The 17,534-nt window shown below is 67.6% G+C and carries 15 protein-coding genes; 2 read left to right on the forward strand and 13 right to left on the reverse strand.

Features of this window, described 5'->3' with window-relative positions:
- Positions 1 to 37 precede the first annotated feature (37 nt).
- On the forward strand, positions 38 to 334 hold the full coding sequence (locus K8P10_RS08225; RefSeq protein ID WP_224778465.1) for a hypothetical protein: 297 nt from the start codon (positions 38 to 40) through the stop codon (positions 332 to 334).
- 273 nt (positions 335 to 607) lie between these two features.
- On the opposite strand, the gene K8P10_RS08230 is transcribed toward K8P10_RS08225, so the two are convergent.
- The 6 genes from K8P10_RS08230 to erpA form a co-directional block, all read right to left on the reverse strand.
- Positions 608 to 1,033, reverse strand: coding sequence for a TetR/AcrR family transcriptional regulator (locus K8P10_RS08230; protein WP_224778466.1), 426 nt, complete (start codon positions 1,031 to 1,033; stop codon positions 608 to 610).
- 2 nt (positions 1,034 to 1,035) lie between these two features.
- Positions 1,036 to 1,479: a GNAT family N-acetyltransferase gene (locus K8P10_RS08235; RefSeq protein ID WP_224778467.1), complete on the reverse strand. Its 444-nt coding sequence runs from the start codon at positions 1,477 to 1,479 to the stop codon at positions 1,036 to 1,038.
- A 12-nt stretch (positions 1,480 to 1,491) separates the two neighbouring features.
- A complete protein-coding gene (locus K8P10_RS08240; RefSeq protein ID WP_224778468.1) occupies positions 1,492 to 1,917 on the reverse strand; it encodes a cytochrome c oxidase subunit 4 in 426 nt (141 codons plus the stop codon).
- Between the two features lie 21 nt (positions 1,918 to 1,938).
- Positions 1,939 to 3,570, reverse strand: a complete 1,632-nt coding sequence (ctaD, locus tag K8P10_RS08245) for a cytochrome c oxidase subunit I (RefSeq protein WP_224778469.1) — start codon at positions 3,568 to 3,570, stop codon at positions 1,939 to 1,941.
- A gap of 18 nt (positions 3,571 to 3,588) precedes the next feature.
- Positions 3,589 to 4,440 (reverse strand): cytochrome c oxidase subunit II, encoded by an 852-nt coding sequence (gene coxB / locus K8P10_RS08250; RefSeq protein WP_224778470.1) that lies wholly within the window; start codon positions 4,438 to 4,440, stop codon positions 3,589 to 3,591.
- Positions 4,441 to 4,591: 151 nt separating this feature from the next.
- Positions 4,592 to 4,960 (reverse strand): iron-sulfur cluster insertion protein ErpA, encoded by a 369-nt coding sequence (gene erpA / locus K8P10_RS08255; protein WP_224778471.1) that lies wholly within the window; start codon positions 4,958 to 4,960, stop codon positions 4,592 to 4,594.
- A 170-nt stretch (positions 4,961 to 5,130) separates the two neighbouring features.
- Between erpA and K8P10_RS08260 the strand changes: the two genes are divergently transcribed.
- A complete protein-coding gene (locus K8P10_RS08260) occupies positions 5,131 to 5,715 on the forward strand; it encodes a DUF3043 domain-containing protein (RefSeq protein WP_224778472.1) in 585 nt (194 codons plus the stop codon).
- 109 nt (positions 5,716 to 5,824) lie between these two features.
- Here the strand turns inward: K8P10_RS08260 and K8P10_RS08265 are convergent, their stop codons facing one another.
- The 7 genes from K8P10_RS08265 to K8P10_RS08295 form a co-directional block, all read right to left on the reverse strand.
- Positions 5,825 to 6,862 carry a quinone-dependent dihydroorotate dehydrogenase gene (locus K8P10_RS08265; RefSeq protein ID WP_224781245.1) on the reverse strand — a complete coding sequence of 346 codons (1,038 nt, stop codon included), beginning with the start codon at positions 6,860 to 6,862 and terminating at the stop codon, positions 5,825 to 5,827.
- An 8-nt stretch (positions 6,863 to 6,870) separates the two neighbouring features.
- Entirely contained in the window at positions 6,871 to 7,368 is a 498-nt protein-coding gene (gene nrdR / locus K8P10_RS08270; protein WP_224778473.1) for a transcriptional regulator NrdR, read from the reverse strand.
- A complete protein-coding gene (gene hisD / locus K8P10_RS08275; protein ID WP_224781246.1) occupies positions 7,368 to 8,696 on the reverse strand; it encodes a histidinol dehydrogenase in 1,329 nt (442 codons plus the stop codon). The genes nrdR and hisD overlap by 1 nt, the downstream gene beginning before the upstream one ends.
- Positions 8,697 to 8,708: 12 nt before the next feature.
- Positions 8,709 to 10,283 carry a methyltransferase gene (locus K8P10_RS08280; protein WP_224778474.1) on the reverse strand — a complete coding sequence of 525 codons (1,575 nt, stop codon included), beginning with the start codon at positions 10,281 to 10,283 and terminating at the stop codon, positions 8,709 to 8,711.
- A gap of 74 nt (positions 10,284 to 10,357) precedes the next feature.
- Entirely contained in the window at positions 10,358 to 11,809 is a 1,452-nt protein-coding gene (locus K8P10_RS08285) for a glutamate synthase subunit beta (RefSeq protein ID WP_224778475.1), read from the reverse strand.
- A complete protein-coding gene (gltB, locus tag K8P10_RS08290; protein WP_224778476.1) occupies positions 11,802 to 16,415 on the reverse strand; it encodes a glutamate synthase large subunit in 4,614 nt (1,537 codons plus the stop codon). The genes K8P10_RS08285 and gltB overlap by 8 nt, the downstream gene beginning before the upstream one ends.
- Before the next feature lie 298 nt (positions 16,416 to 16,713).
- Positions 16,714 to 17,475: an SDR family oxidoreductase gene (locus K8P10_RS08295; RefSeq protein ID WP_224778477.1), complete on the reverse strand. Its 762-nt coding sequence runs from the start codon at positions 17,473 to 17,475 to the stop codon at positions 16,714 to 16,716.
- Between the last annotated feature and the right edge of the window lie 59 nt (positions 17,476 to 17,534).

The following is a 17,534-nucleotide window of genomic DNA, read 5'->3' on the forward strand; positions in this document are numbered from 1 at the left end:
CAGTAAGGTCAACACGATGCAGTGGAGCATCTAGCCGTTGAGCGTCTGGGGCGAAGCAGCCCAGACGTGGTGGAAGACGTTCCTCCCTCTCGGCTTCGCCCTCGTCGCCGAGTGCCTGCTCGTGTTCGCAGCGGGCATGCCGACCGACCACGGGCAACGCGCTTCACTCCTCCAGGTCTCGTCCATCGCTCCGGAGACTGCCGCTCGAGTCGGCGGTGGCGTCGATCTTCTGACCCGGATCGGGCTTGCCACTCTCCTGCTCGTCGCGTTCCTCGCCGGCTTCGCCGCCTGCATGGCTCTTACACCGTGCACCGCGGGACCTCTCCCGCCCTAGTCCGCGCCGCTGAGCAGGACGCGCCGCGCACCGCGGTACCCGCACTCGTTCCTCGGCTTCTTGGGCGGCACCGGATTCTACGCGAATGCGGGCGACATCTTCGCACCGTACCGGGGCGCCGCGATCGGCCTCACGCTCGCATCGGTGCTGCTTCTTGCCGGCGCTTTGGTCTGGAACGTCTTCCGCGGACCCCGAGATGCATCCCCGGGCAGGGGCTGAGGGTCGCCCTGATGGGGCCGGCGGGGATCAGTGAACTTCGTTGGGATGCTCACATCAGGCGTCGGTGGCGAGCAGTGACGCGGCGGCATCGTCGAGCAGTGCACTGAGCGTTTCACCCGAGTGCGCGATGAATCTCTGCAGCAGGGGCTCGAGGGACTCCTGCAACTGCGGATCCCGAGCGACCGCGATCGCTTGCATGAGGAGTCGATTGCGGCCCGTGTGCGGCTCGACAGTGCGACCGGTATTCCCGTCCCTGGAGTCTTCTGCGGGCACGGCGAAGGCGCGTGCGCAGCAGGAGAGGAAGAGGTCCCGTTTGGTGGCGAAGCTCGCGTAGAGGTGTGGCTGCGGCACGTCGGCACGAGCGGCGATGGCCGAGGTGCTCGCCCCGTGGTAGCCGAAGAGGCCGAACTCGATGAGTCCGGCCTCCAGGAGACGCTCCCGGTTCTCACCGGGTCTGCGTCGAGGACGACGCTGGGTCATGTTCACTCGAGATCGAGGACCTTACGGTAGTGCTCCCCCTGCACCTCGAAGCCGCGGTGGTTGAAGAACGATCCGATCCGCGAGGTCGAGGCTGAGAGCTGGCGGACTCCACGACCCATGCAGTAGTGCTCGTTCGCCTGGATGAGACGGTCGCCGACCCCGTGCCCGCGTGCCGACTCATCGACGACGATTTCCTGCAGGTGGGCGGTCAGGCCTGCTGCGTGCAGCAGGCGGGAGACGGTCATCAGCGAGTACCCGACGATCTTGCCGTCGATCTCGGAGACGAACAGGACGTTCGTCTCCTGATCCCGCTTGCGCAGCACGTTGTCCAGAGCGATGTTGAACTCGTCCCGGCCGATCGGGTCGCGCCCGGTCTGGTACTGCAGGGCGAGCTCGAACAGCGACTGGGCGTCGTCGATGGCTCCGCGGCGAATCTTCACAGTCATGGTCTTCCCGTCTTATCGTGCGAAGTGGCCGCGGTAGTACTCGTACACCCAGCCCACGATCGAGACGAGCACCAGCGGGGCCATGAAGAAGCTGAGCCAGAAGAAGCCCCAGCTCATGGCGAGTCCGAGTACCACGACGGAGCAGGCGAAGGCCAGAACGAGGGGCCACCAGCTCCAGGGGCTGAACTCGCCCTGCTCGGGGTCACCGTCGTCGATATCGGCGTGCTCCATGTCTTCGACGAGCTGCCCGCCCTGCTTGCGCTTGGCGAGACCGAGGTAGAACGCGATGAACGCGGTCAGTGCACCCGACAGCAGGATCGGCGTGAACACGGGCCACTGGAAGGCGTTGCCTTCCAGGTGGTTCCACACCGCGTAAATGCCGGCGACGAGCACCAGGTAAGCCGTCAGGATCCAGAAGATGACGATGTTGGACTTCATATCGGGTGTCTCCTCGAAACCTTAGTGCTGGGCCGTGACCGGTCGCGCCGGCTGCTCGATACCGCTGACCTCGGGGTGGTTGAGGTCGAACGCGGGCGATTCGGTGCGAATGCGCGGGATCGAGGTGAAGTTGTGGCGCGGGGGCGGGCAGGACGTCGCCCACTCGAGCGAGCGGCCGAAGCCCCACGGGTCGTTGACCTCGACCTTGGGCGCACGACGGGCGGTGATGTACACGTTCAGGAGGAACGGGATCATCGACGCGCCCAGGATCATGGCACCGACGGTAGACACCTGGTTGCCCCAGGTGATGCCGTCCTCGGGCAGGTAGGTGTAGTACCGACGGGGCATCGCCATGACACCGAGCCAGTGCTGCACGAGGAAGGTGGTGTGGAAGCCGATGAACAGCACCCAGAAGTGGATCTTGCCGAGGCGCTCGTTGAGCATCTTTCCGGTCCACTTCGGCCACCAGAAGTAGAATCCGGCGAACATCGCGAAGACCACGGTGCCGAAGACGACGTAGTGGAAGTGCGCGACGACGAAGTAGGTGTCGGAGAGGTGGAAGTCGAGCGCGGGCGATGCGAGGATCACGCCGGTGAGACCGCCGAAGACGAACGTCACGAGGAACCCGAGCGACCAGAGCATGGGCGTCTCGAAGGTGATCGAGCCCCGCCACATCGTGCCGATCCAGTTGAAGATCTTTACACCCGTCGGAACGGCGATGAGCATCGTCATCAGCGCGAAGAACGGCAGGAGCACCGAACCGGTGACGTACATGTGGTGCGCCCACACCGTCATCGAGAGCGCGGCGATCGCGATCGTCGCGTAGATCAGCGTCTTGTACCCGAAGATCGGCTTGCGACTGAAGACCGGGAAGATCTCGGAGACGATGCCGAAGAACGGCAGCGCGATGATGTAGACCTCAGGGTGTCCGAAGAACCAGAACAGGTGCTGCCAGAGGATCGCTCCGCCCTCGCCCGTATAGATCTGGGCGTGGAAGATGCGGTCGGCGGCGAGTCCGAACATCGCGGCGGCGAGGACCGGGAATGCCAGGAGGATGAGGATCGAGGTCACCAGGGTGTTCCAGGTGAAGATCGACATGCGCCACATGGTCATACCGGGAGCGCGCATCGTGATGATGGTCGTGATGAAGTTCACGCCGCCCATGATCGTGCCGAAGCCGCTGATGCCGAGCCCCAGCACCCACAAGTTGCCACCCACGCCCGGTGAGAATGTCATGTCCGAGAGTGGAGCATAGGCGAACCAGCCGAACGACGCCGCACCCTGCGGGGTGAGGAAGCCGCCGACGGCGATCAACGAGCCGAAGGTGTAAAGCCAGAAGGCGAATGCGTTGAGTCGCGGGAACGCGACGTCGGGGGCACCGATCTGCAGTGGCATCATGACGTTGGCGAAGCCTGCGAAGAGCGGCGTCGCGAACATCAGCAGCATGATGGTGCCGTGCATGGTGAAGAGCTGGTTGTACTGCTCCTTGGTCGGGATGATCTCCAGACCAGGGGCGAACAGCTGCGCACGAATGAGCAGAGCCATGAGCCCGCCGATGAGGAACCACACCACCGAGCTGATCAGATACATGTATCCGATCACCTTGTGGTCTGTGGAGGTGATCCACGAGACGACGACGTTACCTTTTTTCATGATTCAGCGTCTCTCTCGTTACTCGTTGTGTGCCTCGGCCTCGTCACCGAAGAAGCGATCCTGATTGGGGTTCAGGTCGGCAGGGGCCAGGCCCTGGTTCTCCGGGTTCGCACGAAGCTCGGCGATCTTCTGCTCGTACTCGTCCTGTTCGAGCACCTGCACCTCGAAAAGCATCATCGAGTGGTACTCGCCGCAGAGTTCGGCGCACTTGCCGGTGAAGGTGCCGGTCTTCTCCGGGGTAAACGTCATGTAGTTGGTCTGACCGGGGATCATGTCCTTCTTGTAGAGGAACTCGACGACCCAGAACGAGTGAATCACGTCACGCGTCTCGAGGCGGATCTCCGTGGTCTGATCGACCGGAAGGTACAGGACCGGCATGGTCTCTTCCTTGGGCGAGCCCTCGCTGTCGGTCTCGACCTGGACTCCCGAGAAGTGGACGTCCTCATTCACGTAGTTGAAGTCCCACGCCCAGCGCTTGCCGTAGACCTCGACGATATTGTCGGGGTTCTCCTCGCGCGTCTCGATCTTCGTCTGCTCCTGCGCGGTGAACGCGAAGAACCCGAGCACCAGGATGACGGGGACGACGGTGAAGAACACTTCGATCGGCATGTTGTAGCGCATCTGCACCGGCAGGCCCGTCTGGCCCTTCCGGCGACGGTACGCGACCGTGGCCCAGATGATCAGGCCCCACGTGATGACGCCGACGGCGAGCAGCACGATCCACGACGTCACCCACAGACCGGTGATGCCGTCAGTGTGGTTGGTGGCTCCCTCGGAACCCTCCGGCAAGAAGCCGCGCTGCTGCTCGGGGGTGCAGCCGGCGAGGGCGAGCGCAGCCGCCAATGCTACCGGGGCCGCAACCCATTTCATTCGACGATTGGAACGCACCGCATACCTTTCGAAACGTTTCTCGCCCACACGCAGGCAGGCAAAGCTGATGACTCCCTGACAGCTTAGCGTGATTGGCAGGCCCGCCAGAACTCAGCACCGGGCGTGGTGAAAATTCTGGCGGGATCGCGGATCAGCTGAAGCTGTCGCCGCAGGCGCAGCTGCCCTGGGCGTTGGGATTGTCGATGGTGAAGCCCTGCTTCTGAATGGTGTCCTCGAAGTCGATCTGGGCACCGCTCAGGTAGGGAATGCTCATCTGGTCGACGACGACGCCGACGCCGTCGAAATCGACGACTGCGTCGTTCTCGAGGAACCGCTCGTCGAAGAAGAGCTGGTAGATCAGGCCGGAGCAGCCTCCGGGCTGCACGGCGATGCGGAGGCGCAGGTCGTCTCGCCCCTCCTGGGCCAGCAGGCTCTTCACCTTCTGCTGGGCAGCGTCGGACAGGCCGACCTGATGTGCCGGCGCCGTATCGGTCGTCGGTGTGATGGTTTCGGTGCTCATTACACGCTCCTCTGTCATCGTGGAACCGTCCGCTCCAGTCTACCTTCCGCGCGGCCTTCCGAGCTCACCTCGGAGCGCCGGTTTCTTCGGGCGCAGACGTGGCGCACGCGCGCACGGTATTCTGGTCCGGTATGCACGCGGAACGATCCGCGTCGAGAGAGAGGAAATGCGTGGCGAAGAAGGACTCTGCCGGTGGCGCACCCGCGGACGGACAGCCCGAAGCCGACCGGCAGGCCCAGCTCGGCAAGGGCCGCGCGACCCCGAGCCGTAAGCAGTCCCAGGCGGCACGGGCGCAGCCGCTCGTCGGGGGCCGAGACAAGGCCGCGATCAAGGCGCAGCGTCAGCAGCAGGCCTCCGCGCGCGAACGGGCCCGCGTCGGCATGATGCAGGGCGACGAGCGCTACCTCACGGTTCGCGATCGCGGCCCGCAGCGTCGCTACGTCCGGGACTATGTCGATGCGCGGTGGAGCGTGGGCGAGCTGCTCATCCCAGCCATGCTGCTGGTGCTCCTCATGACGTTCATTCCCGGGCCGATCCAGGTGTACAGCATCTTCATCATCTGGGGCTTCCTGGGTCTCGCGATTCTCGACGCGGTGCTCCTCGGCGTGCGCCTGAAGGGGAAGCTCGCGGCGAAGTTCGGCGGTGAGGAGAAGGTGCAGCGCGGCTTCCGCTGGTACGCGGCGATGCGCGCCTTCCAGTTCCGGCCGCTGCGCATGCCGAAGCCGCAGGTCAAGCGGGGCAAGTTCCCCGAGTAGGCCGAGCCGGCACTACTCCAGCGGCGGGTGCGCGATCCTTCGGGATGCGCGCACCCGCCGCTGTCTGTAGTCGCGACGCCAGCGGCCAGCAGGACCCAGTGGGGATGCGCTATGCCGCGTTGCCGCGCCAGCCGGAACGCACAAGACCCGCGTTGACGGCGCGCGCCCAGAGTGGTCCCTCGTAGACGAAGGCCGTGTATCCCTGAACGAGTGTCGCCCCGGCGTCGAGACGTTCGCGCACGTCGGCGGAGCTCGTCACGCCCCCGACTGAGATGACACACCAGTCGGCAGGTGCGACGGCTCTGATCTGCCTGAGCACCTCGAGCGAACGTTCGCGCAGCGGAGCACCCGAGAGACCCCCGGCGCCGATCGCCTCGATCGCGTCGGCGGAGATGGAGAGTCCATCGCGGGAGACGGTGGTGTTCGTCGCGATGATGCCGTCGAGCCCCAGGCGGAGCGCCAGCTCGACGATTCCCTTCAGCTGCTCATCGTCCATGTCGGGGGCGATCTTCACGAGTAACGGAGTGTCACCCGCCGCCTCCTTGACGGCGGCGAGCAGCGGCTCGAGCATGGACAGCTCCTGCAGCCCTCGGAGGCCCGGAGTGTTCGGAGAACTCACGTTGACCGCGAGGTAATCGGAAACGGGGGCGAGACGCTGCGCACTCCACACGTAGTCCTGCACCGCGTCCTCGACCTCGGTGATGCGGCTCTTGCCGATGTTCACGCCGATGATGGGACGTCGACGCGCCAGTCTGGCTCGCTCGATGCGCGGCAGCGCAGCTGCGGATCCGCCGTTGTTGAACCCCATGCGATTGACCACGGCACGATCAGGAACGACGCGGAACATCCGCGGTTTCGGATTGCCGGGTTGGGCGTGTCGTGTGAGGGTGCCGACTTCGATGTGCCCGAATCCGAGCGCCCCGAGACCGGCGATCCCCTCGGCGTTCTTGTCGAACCCGGCGGCGATGCCGAACGGACTCGGGAACTCGAGTCCGAGCGTGCGGACCCGCAACTGGGGTGCCGGCGCGGTCCAGCGACGCAGCACCGACCCGGCGAACGGGGCCGCGCGGATCACCCGAAACGCCGCGTGGTGGATCCACTCGGGATCCAGATGACGAAAGACGGAGTTGAAGACCAGCGGATAGATGCGCACGATCACTCCCCCGGTCCGCCGGCATTCACCGGCTCTGTCTCGAGAGACGCAGCACCCGGATGCGTTCGCAGCTCGGCAATTGCGCACTCGAAGTCGGCGAGACTCTCAAACGCCTGGTAGACGCTCGCGAATCTCAGGTAGGCGATCTCGTCAAGGTCGCGCAGGTGGGGCAGGATCGCGAGCCCGATGTCGTTCGCATCGAGCTGGGCCACGCCAGTCGCGCGCACGGACTCCTCCACTTGCTGCGCCAGGAGCGCGAGGTCTGCATCCGTGACCGGGCGGCCCTGACAGGCCTTGCGCACCCCAGACATCACCTTCTCGCGGCTGAACGGCTCAACGACTCCCGAGCGCTTGATCACGGTCAGGCTCGCGGTCTCCGTCGTGCTGAAGCGGCGACCGCACTCCGGGCACTGCCGTCGCCGGCGAATGGCGAGGCCGTCGTCGGAGGTCCGCGAATCGATCACGCGGGAGTCGGGGTGCCGGCAGAAGGGGCAGTGCATCAGTGCTCTCCGGAGGAATCGGTATCGGGGGCGAAACGGATGGCCACGGCATCACCGTGCGCCGGCAGCCCCTCGGCCTCAGCCAGTGCGCCGAGCGGTGCGACAGTGTCGGCGAGGGAGGCCCGGTCGTACGTGATGATCTGCTGGGGGCGCAGGAACGAGTGCGCGCCGAGACCGGAGGCGAATCGAGCGGTGCCCCCGGTCGGAAGCACGTGGTTCGATCCGGCGAGGTAGTCGCCGAGGCTCACGGGGGTGTACGACCCCAGGAAGATCGCCCCGGCATCCTCGATGTGTTCGAGGACCGCATCGTCGTCCCGGGTCTGGATCTCGAGGTGCTCCGGTCCGTACGCGTTGCTCACGCGCGCCGCGGTCAGCAGGTCGTCGACAAGGATCACGCCGGACTGCTGTCCGGCGAGCGCGACGCCGATGCGCTCGGCCCAGCGGGCCCCTGGTACCCGGGATGCGAGCTCGGTGGACACCCGCTCGGCGAGCACAGCCGAGTCGGTGACGAGCACCGAAGCGGCAGCCTCGTCGTGCTCGGCCTGGCTGATGAGATCGGCGGCGACGAAGGCCGGATTTGCCGTCTCGTCGGCGATGATGAGGATCTCGGTGGTCCCGGCCTCGGCGTCGATGCCGACGATCCCGTTCACGGCGCGCTTGGCCGCGGCCACGAACACGTTCCCAGGTCCGGTGACGACGTCGACCGGATCGAGACCGATCTCGGGAACACCGTAGGCGAACGCCGCGATCGCACCCGCACCGCCGATCGCGTACACCTCGGTGACGCCGGCGAGTGCCGCCGCCCAGAGCACGGACTCGTGCGGAGCACCGTCGTTCTCACGCTGCGCCGGGGACGCGAGCGCGAGGCTCGGCACGCCCGCGGCCTGCGCGGCGACGGCGTTCATGATCACGGACGACGGGTAGGCCGCCTTGCCGCCTGGAGCGTAGAGGCCGACCCGCGAGACGGGCTGCCATCGCTGCCGCACCGTCGCGCCGTTGCCGAACACGGTCACCTGCTCGGCCGGGACCTGTGCCGCTGAGGCGCGCCGCAGCTTCGCGATGAGCTGCTCGAGAGCGTCCCTCGTCTCCGGCGGGCATGACTCGAGCGAGGCCTCGATCCGCTCGGCCGGAACGCGGAGGGCATGGTGTTCGACGCCGTCGAAGTCGCGGCCCTGTTCCCGGAGCGCTGCTTCACCGTTCACGCGCACGGCATCCACGAGCGGGCGGACCCGCTCGACCGCCGTACCGATGTCGACGGCGGCGCGGGGAACGAGGTCCAGCAGCTCGGCGCGGGAGAGGTCGCGCCCTCTGAGGTCGAGTGTTCGCATCACCGCACCAGTCTACCGGGCGGTATCGGTTCCGGATTGCGTCACGGCGCCGAGCCAGGCGAGTTCCCGCACCCCCGCCACCAGTGCCTCAGCAGCGGCCGATGCTTCGACCTCCAGCAGTGTAGCGAGGGCATCGGAGATCTGCCCGAGCGACAGGTCTCCGTCGCACGCGCCGACCGCTGCGGCGAGCAGCGGATCGGCGCTGACCCGACGGGCGATGGGCTGCTCGATGAGCAGCGTGATCGCGCTCGGCGCCTCCTGGCCGGGATCGTGCTGACGCTCCTCTCTGACGGAGGCATGGAGCACCCAGTGGCCTGCCAGCACCTCGTCGTGGCTCAGCGCGTCGGCAGCTGAACCCGCTCGGAACGCCGCGTCGAGCGCAGCCCCGAGTCCATCGGTTGCCCACGCACCGGCGGCGTGCTCGATGCGCACGATCGGATCGCGATCGTCGCTTCCAACGCACCGCGAGATCCGGATCGACCCGAGGCCGACCGCCGTGATCCGACGCGCTGCGAAATCCGCGAGCCAGGCCTCGACGAGCCCGTCGAACGCCTCGTCTCCCGGCCGTGCACCGCCGTCCCTCGCCCAGGTCTCCGCGTACCGCGCCGGGTCCACCCGGTCGCGCTCGATCACCCAAGCGGCGATGGGACCCGCTTCGCGATGTGCGGCCGCGAGCCACTCCTCGACACGGGTCAGCCCGGGCGTGCCCCACGGGGATTCCCAGTTCGCCAGGCAGAGCAGCGTGCCGGTGCCCGTGAGATGCACAGGCCCGGCCGCGACAACCGATGCCGCGAGTGCGTCACCCGTCAGACCGCCGTCCCGGTACACGTAGCGGTCCGCCTCATCACTGCCGCGAGGGGTGATGACGAAGGGCGGATTCGAGAGGATGAGGTCGAACTGCTCCCCCGCGACGGGCGCAAACCGGTCGCCCGTGCGGAACTCGATGCGCTCGTCCACCCCGTTGAGCCTCGCGTTCGCACGGGCGAGGGTCAGCGCCCGGTCCGACACATCAGTGGCGACAACGCGTTCAGCGCGCAGGAGCAGATGGAGCGCGACGATGCCGCACCCGGTGCCGAGGTCGAGCGCGGAGTCGACGTGCGACGGCGGCGCCTGAGCGATCAACGAGCGTGTGGCTCCGCCGACACCCATGACGTGATCAGGACGCGCGGGTCCGCGCCTCAGGGCGTCGTCGAGATCGGAGATGATCCACCAGTGGAGCGGAGACTCGGACGCCGCGTCGGCGATCTCCACGGGCACGAGCGACAGCGCCGCCCTGAGGCCGGCCCGCGCTCCGCCCTCGCCGCTGACCGGCTCGAGCAGCCCGAGCTCGGCCGCCCCGGCCGCGCCGAGCGACGGGAGTGCTGCGTCGATCTGCTCGGCGGGCACCTCCACCCCGAGCAGGAGGAGTCGGATGAGCGTGCTGAGCGCTGACTCTTCGCGGGAGTCGAGCGCTCTTCTGGCCGGCACGAGTACCCCGCGAGCACGCGCGGCCTCCGCTTGCTCACCGAGCAGCGCTGCGACCCGGGACACGCGGTAGTCGGCTGCCCCGAGGTCGGCGCGGAGTCGGTCGAGCAGGGCGAAATCCATCGGTCCAGCCTACCCGCACGGAGCTGCACGCACCGGCCACGGCACTCGGGCCGGGGCCGGTGCGTGCCGACAGGCTACGCGAACGCGCGATCCCGCGCCGTAACGGGCGACGGGAGCACGGTGTCACCGGTGAGGTAGCGGTCGACGGACGCGGCCGCGGCCCGCCCCTCGGCGATCGCCCACACGATGAGCGACTGGCCGCGTCCCGCATCACCGGCGACGAACACGCCTGGCAGCTCGGTGGCGTAGTCCGCCGCACGGGTGAACGCGCCGCGCGCGTCTCGGGGCAGCGTCAGCTGCGGATCCTCGACGGCCTCCGGCCCCGTGAAGCCCATCGCGATGAGCACCAGGTCGGCGTCGATGTGACGCTCGGTCCCGGCCTTCGGCCCGCGACCGGACTCCGTGAACTCGGTCTCGGCGACGACCAGGGTCCGCACATTGCCAGACTCGTCGCCGAGGTACTCGACGGTGGATGCGAGGAACGCGCGCTCGCCGCCCTCCTCGTGCGAGCTCTGCACCTCGAAGAGCGTGGGGTGCGTGGGCCATGGCTGCGACTCGGAGCGCTCGTGGGGCGGCTGCTTGCCGATGGCGAGGTTCGTCACCGAGAGCGCGCCCTGGCGGTGCGCCGTGCCGATGCAGTCGGATCCGGTGTCGCCGCCGCCGATCACGACGACGTGCTTGCCCGCAGCATCGAACGGCGTGCGCTCGAGCGACCCCCGCTGCACGCGGTTCGCTGCCGTGAGGTAGTCCATCGCAGGCATGATGCCCGAGAGCTCGCGGCCGGGCAGGTCGAGCGGCCGCGGCACGGTGGCCCCTGTGGCGACGACGACGGCGTCGTAGCGGCGGCGCAGTTCGGCCCAGCTCATATCGCGGCCGATCTCGATTCCGGTCCTGAATCGGGTGCCCTCGGCCTTCAACTGCGCGATACGGCGCTCCACGAGCGCCTTCTCGAGCTTGAAGTCGGGGATGCCGAAAGTGAGCAGGCCGCCGGGCTCCTCGTCACGCTCGTACACGGCTACGGTGTGCCCGGCTCGAGTGAGCTGCTGCGCCGCCGCCAGGCCCGCGGGGCCCGACCCGACCACGGCGACCGTCTTCCCGGACAGGCGCTCGGGCGGCTGCGGCTCGACCCACCCGTGGAGGAAGCCCTGGTCGATGATGCTGTTCTCGATCTGCTTGATCGTGACGGCAGGCTGGTTGATGTTCAGCACGCACGCCGATTCGCAGGGCGCGGGGCAGGCTCGTCCCGTGAACTCGGGGAAGTTGTTCGTCTCGTGGAGCCGGTCCAGCGCTTCGCGCTCGCGTCCGCGCCAGACGAGATCGTTCCACTCCGGAATCAGATTGCCGAGCGGGCACCCCTGATGGCAGAACGCGACACCGCAGTCCATGCAGCGCGAAGCCTGACGAGCGACCACCGTGGGGTCGGCCGGGTCGACGACCTCGCTCCAGTCCTTGAGCCGGATTGGAACGGGACGCTTCGGCGCGAGCTCCCGCTCGCGTACCTTGAGAAAGCCTCTCGGATCAGCCACGGGTCGCCTCCAGGATCTGGGTCCACGCCTGCTCGCCGTCGGGATCGATGCCGTCGAGCGTCGCGCGCTCGCGGATGTCGAGCACGCGCGAGTAGCCGTGAGGAATGAGTCGGGTGAATCGTGCGAACGTCGCATCGGGGTCCGTCTCCAGACCGCGGAGCAGTTCGCTCGCCACATGGGAGCCGGTCTGCTCCTCGTGGCGCTTGAGGAGTGCGGCGATCTTCTCGCGGATCTCCTCCTCCCCCTTCGGGATCTCGTCGCTGCCGAGTCGCTGCAGCATGAGCGCGCCAGAGGCGAGCTCGGCAGCGTTCACGTTGTCGCGATCCAAGTCGAGGATCACGGCTTCTCCGCCCGACATGCCCGCGCCGATGTTGCGGCCGGTCTGACCGAGGATCAGCGCGAAGCCGCCGGTGAAGTACTCGAGTGCGTGGTCGCCGGTGCCCTCGACGACGGCGATGGCGCCTGAGCCGCGGACGAGGAAGCGCTCCCCCACGGTTCCCGCGATCCACAGCGAACCGCTCGTCGCGCCGTAGCCGATGGTGTTACCGGCGATGACGTTGCCCGCTGCCGGGTGGCCAGAATCGGGATGGGGCCGGACGACGATCTCGCCGCCGGAGAGCCCCTTGCCGACGTAGTCGTTGGCATCGCCGATGAGGCGGAGAGTGATGCCGGAGGGGATGAACGCCCCGAGCGACTGACCGGCGGAGCCGGTGAGCGTCACGTCGATCGTGGCGTCGGGAAGTCCTTCGGCGCCGAACTGCTGCGTGACCGCGTGGCCGAGCATGGTGCCGACGGCGCGATCCGTGTTGCGGATCGGCAGATCAAAGACGACAGGCTCACGGCGCTCGAAGGCGTCCCCTGACGCCGCGATGAGCTGCTGGTCGTAGTGGACGGCGAGCTCGTGATCCTGATCACGACCGTGCCGACGGAGCTCCGTCTCGGCGAACTCCGGGCCGCGGAGGATCGGCGTGAGGTCGAGCCCCTCCGCCTTCCAGTGCCGGATCGCCGCGTCAACGTCGAGCGCGCGGGTGTCGCCGACGGCCTCGTCGAGGGTGCGGTACCCGAGTTCGGCGAGGAGTTCGCGCACCTCCTCGGCGATGAAGCGGAAGAAGTTGACCACGTGCTCCGCCTGGCCGGTGTATCGCTCGCGCAGCTCCGGGTTCTGGGTGGCGACGCCGACCGGGCAGGTGTCGAGGTGGCAGACGCGCATCATGATGCAGCCGGACACGACGAGCGGCGCCGTGGCGAACCCGAACTCCTCGGCGCCCAGCAGCGCGGCGATGACCACGTCCCGCCCCGTCTTCAGCTGACCGTCGACCTGGAGGACGATGCGATCGCGAAGACCGTTGAGCATCAGCGTCTGCTGCGCCTCGGCGAGGCCGAGCTCCCAGGGGGATCCGGCGTGCTTCAGCGAGTTCATCGGGCTCGCGCCGGTGCCGCCGTCGTGGCCCGAGACGAGGATCACATCGGAGAGCGCCTTCGCGACGCCTGCCGCCACGGGACCGATGCCGCTCTGGGCGACGAGCTTCGTGCTGACCCGAGCCGACGGGTTGGCACGCTTCAGGTCGAAGATGAGCTGCTTGAGGTCCTCGATCGAGTAGATGTCGTGGTGCGGAGGCGGTGAGATGAGGCCAACGCCAGGCGTCGCATGGCGCGTCGCGGCGATCCACGGGTACATCTTCGCCGGGGGCAGCTGGCCGCCCTCACCCGGCTTCGCGCCCTGGGCGAGCTTGATCTGGATCTCGTCCGCGTGGGTGAGGTACATGCTGGTGACGCCGAACCGGCCGGACGCGACCTGCTTGATCGCGCTGCGGCGCTCCGGATCAAGGAGCCGCTCCGGCGCTTCGCCGCCCTCACCGGTGTTCGACTTGCCGCCGAGCCGGTTCATCGCGATCGCGAGCGTCTGGTGCGCCTCCAGCGAGATCGATCCGTAGCTCATCGCGCCGGTCGCGAACCGACGAACGATGCGCTCGACCGACTCGACTTCGTCGAGCGGCACCGGGGCGCGGTACGGTTCGAAGCGGATGAGGCCGCGGAGCGTCATCAGGCGCTCCTGTTGCTCATTGACGCGCTGAGTGTACTCGGAGAAGATCTCGCGGCGCGCCGTGCGCGTACTGTGCTGCAGCTTGTAGATCGTCTGCGGATCGAAGAGGTGCGGCTCTTCGCCTCGGCGCCAGCGGTACTCTCCGCCGGTCTCGAGCCGCTGATGCGCGAGCGCCGCAGGATCGTCGGGGTACGCCGTGCGGTGCCGCGCGGCGACCTCCCGGGCGAGAACGTCGAGACCGACACCGCCGAGACGCGTCGTCGTCCCGGTGAAGAACCGATCGACGATCTCCTGCGACAGCCCAATCGCCTCGAACGTCTGCGCTCCGCAGAACGACGCCACCGTCGAGATGCCCATCTTGCTCATGACCTTGAGCAGGCCCTTGCCGAGGGACTTGATGAGGCGCGCGATGGCCTCCTCCTCGCTGAGCCCCTCGATCTCTCCGGAGCGGACGAGCAGCCCGACCGTCTCCATGGCGAGGTAGGGGTTCACGGCTGCAGCGCCGTAGCCGATGAGCGAGGCCACGTGGTGCACCTCGCGCACGTCTCCGGCCTCGACGAGGAGCGTTGCACGCATGCGCGTACCCTCGCGGATGAGGTGGTGGTGCACGGCGGAGACCGCGAGGAGCGACGGAACCGGAGCCAGATCCTTGTTGGAATCGCGGTCCGAGAGGATCAGGAACTCAGCGCCCGCCTCGATGGCCGCGCTCGCCTCCCAGCACATCTCCTCGATGCGGTCGGCAAGACCCTTCGACTCGTAGTCGACGGGGTACAGGCCCCGAATCGTCACCGAGCGCTCGCGCTCGGGGTCGTCGCCGAGGTGCTGGATCCGCGCCAGCGCGTCGTTGTCGATGACCGGGAAGTCGAGGATGATCTGGCGCGCGTGATCCGCCGACTGCTCAAGCAAATTCGCCTGCGGGCCGATGCCCGTCTGGAGACTCGTGACGAGCTCCTCCCTGAGCGCATCGAGCGGCGGGTTCGTCACCTGGGCGAACTGCTGCACGAAGTAGTCGAACAGCAGACGCGGGCGATCGGAGAGCACCGCGATCGGGGTATCGGTGCCCATCGCCGCGATCGGCTCGATGCCCTCGCGGGCCATCGGCGTGAGCAGCAGACGCAGCTCCTCCTCCGTGTAGCCGAACGTCCGCTGACGACGGGTAATGGACGCCGGGGGGTGTACCAGGTGCTCGCGCTCAGGGAGCTCAGCGAGCCGGATCCGGCCCTCCTCGAGCCACTCCCCCCAGGGAGCGAGATCGGCCAGCTCGGCCTTGACGTCGTCGTCGTCGCGGATCTCACCCGTGTCGAGGTTCACCACGAGCATACGGCCGGGCTGCAGACGACCGCGACGGATGACGCGGGACGGCTCCATGTCGAGCACCCCGGTCTCGCTCGCCATGACCAGCAGGCCATCGGCGGTGACCTGGAAACGCCCCGGCCGGAGTCCGTTGCGGTCGAGCTGCGCCACCAAGTGGGTCCCGTCGGTGCCGATCATCGCGGCCGGGCCGTCCCACGGCTCCATGATGAGCGAGTGGTGCTCGAAGAAGTCGCGCACCTTCGGATCGAGACCGCTCTCGGACTCCCACGCCTCAGGCACCATCATCGCCAGCGCGTGCGGCAGGGAGCGGCCCGAGACGACGAGCAGTTCGAGCACTTCGTCGAAGCTCGCGGAGTCGCTGCCGCTCGGCGAGCAGATCGGCAGCAGCGGGCGGAGATCTCCCAGGGCTTCGGACGCCAACTGCGACTCGCGCGCCCGCATCCAGTTCCGGTTGCCGCGCACCGTGTTGATCTCGCCGTTGTGCGCAAGGTAGCGCAGCGGCTGAGCGAGATGCCACGAGGGGAACGTGTTCGTCGAGTACCGCGAGTGGACGATCGCGAACCGCGACGCGAATCGCTCGTCGGTGAGGTCGGGGTAGAAGCGTGAGAGCTGCAGCGTCGTGACCATGCCCTTGTAGACCATGGTGCGTGCCGACAGCGACGGGAAGTAGCTGCCGAGCTCGCGCTCGATGCGCTTGCGCGTGCGGAACGCTCGCCGTTCGATGAGGAGGGTCTCGATGCGCCCGCCACCCGTGGGTACGAGCACCGGCTGCTCGATCGTCGGACTGACGGCACGAGCGGAGCCGCCGAGCACCTCTGGCCGGGTCGGGACCTCGCGCCACGTGAGCACCTCGAGGCCCTCGTCGCGGGCGATCGCCTCGATGCGGTACTTCGCCGCGCGACGTTCGGTGGTCGACTGCGGCAGGAAGCCGAGTCCGGTGGCGTACCTGCCGGCTTCGGGCAGCACGACCGCGGCCTCGCTCTCGGCGAGCGCCTCGCGCAGGAAGACGTCGGGGATGGCGCACAGGATTCCCGCGCCGTCACCGGTGCCGGCGTCCGAACCCACAGCACCTCGGTGCTCCAGGTTCTCGAGCGCTTCGAGTGCTAGAGCAACGATCTCGTGCGAGGCCTCGCTGCGCAGTGAGACGACGGACGCCAGTCCGCAGGCGTCGCGCTCATCACTCGGGTCGTAGAGCCCGACCTTTCCAGGAAGGTTCGACCCGGGTGGCGTCAGCGGGGTTGCGCGCATCGACGTCCTCTCTACCTCTGGCGGGCACCCTGCACGGTGATGCCTGGCCGGTCCTCGAGGAGACGAAGATCGGAGCCCGGCATCGCAGCGGGCCCGCGATCACGGAGTCTGAGAGTACCACTCATTTCTTCGGCGAAACGAATCGCTGAACGCACCTTATACGCCAGATTCGGTCATATGGCGTATTTTCCCGCAGAATCTGCGGCGATGGGGCGTACGGACCGAACAGTGGCGAAGCGTGAAACACCCCCGAAACACGACCCGTAACGCCCCCGAAACAATCGGCGACGGACGCCGATCAGCCGGAGAAGCCCGACGTCGATCCGACGAGCTTGGTGTGATCAGCCGGCACCGGTTCGATGACCGCCTTCGCGACCTCTGCGGCGAACTCGGACACGTTGTAGAGCTTTCCTGCCTCAGCCCGGCGCCCCTCGATCGCTCCGGGATTCGACCGCTCGAGGAGTGTGGCAGTGACGGTGCCCTCGATCATGTCACCCGACACGACGACGAACTCGATGCCGCGCGAGGTGAGTTCAGCGATACGGTCCCGCAGAGCATCCTCACCGGCGCGCTTGGACAGCGCCACGGGCTCGTACTCGGGCATGGTGGGCGTCGTGCGGATGAAGTGCGCCTGGTGGCTCGTCACGAAGACGACCCGCGAACCGGGACCCATGAGGGGCAGCGCGGCGTTCAGCACGTTGAGCTGCGCATCGCGGTTGAGACGCAGCGCGTAGTCCTCACCCATGCCGCTCTCCATTCCACCGGAGGCGTTAAGGACGAGGATGTCGAGCCCGCCGAACTCGACGCGGATCGCGGTCATCATGTCCTCGACCGAACCGCCATCCGTGAGGTCGGCACCCTGGGTCAGCGCGCGTGCGCCCAGCTCGCGCACCTCCGTCGCCAGCTTCTCGGCCCGCGGAGCCTTGTTCCGGTAGTTGATGACGACGTCAGCACCAGCCTGCGCGAGATAGCGCACCGTGTCCGCGCCGATGCCACGGGAGGACCCGGTCACGAGTGCTCGTCGGCCTTCAAGGCTCAGGGGCTGCAGGGGCTGGGTCACGGGAACTCCTCTGTCGGTCTGCTGTGGGAACGCTTCCAGGGTACTGGACGCGCCCGAGC

Source organism: Leucobacter sp. Psy1, assembly GCF_020096995.1.
Taxonomy (GTDB): Bacteria; Actinomycetota; Actinomycetes; order Actinomycetales; family Microbacteriaceae; genus Leucobacter.

Excerpts from the sequence above, each read along its gene's own strand:
- K8P10_RS08230 (WP_224778466.1), bottom strand. The coding sequence starts at position 1,033 with ATGACCCAGCGTCGTCCTCGACGCAGACCCGGTGAGAACCGGGAGCGT.
- K8P10_RS08235 (WP_224778467.1), bottom strand. The coding sequence starts at position 1,479 with ATGACTGTGAAGATTCGCCGCGGAGCCATCGACGACGCCCAGTCGCTG.
- K8P10_RS08240 (WP_224778468.1), bottom strand. The coding sequence starts at position 1,917 with ATGAAGTCCAACATCGTCATCTTCTGGATCCTGACGGCTTACCTGGTG.
- ctaD (WP_224778469.1), bottom strand. The coding sequence starts at position 3,570 with ATGAAAAAAGGTAACGTCGTCGTCTCGTGGATCACCTCCACAGACCAC.
- coxB (WP_224778470.1), bottom strand. The coding sequence starts at position 4,440 with ATGAAATGGGTTGCGGCCCCGGTAGCATTGGCGGCTGCGCTCGCCCTC.
- erpA (WP_224778471.1), bottom strand. The coding sequence starts at position 4,960 with ATGAGCACCGAAACCATCACACCGACGACCGATACGGCGCCGGCACAT.
- nrdR (WP_224778473.1), bottom strand. The coding sequence starts at position 7,368 with ATGCACTGCCCCTTCTGCCGGCACCCCGACTCCCGCGTGATCGATTCG.
- hisD (WP_224781246.1), bottom strand. The coding sequence starts at position 8,696 with ATGCGAACACTCGACCTCAGAGGGCGCGACCTCTCCCGCGCCGAGCTG.
- K8P10_RS08280 (WP_224778474.1), bottom strand. The coding sequence starts at position 10,283 with ATGGATTTCGCCCTGCTCGACCGACTCCGCGCCGACCTCGGGGCAGCC.
- gltB (WP_224778476.1), bottom strand. The coding sequence starts at position 16,415 with ATGCGCGCAACCCCGCTGACGCCACCCGGGTCGAACCTTCCTGGAAAG.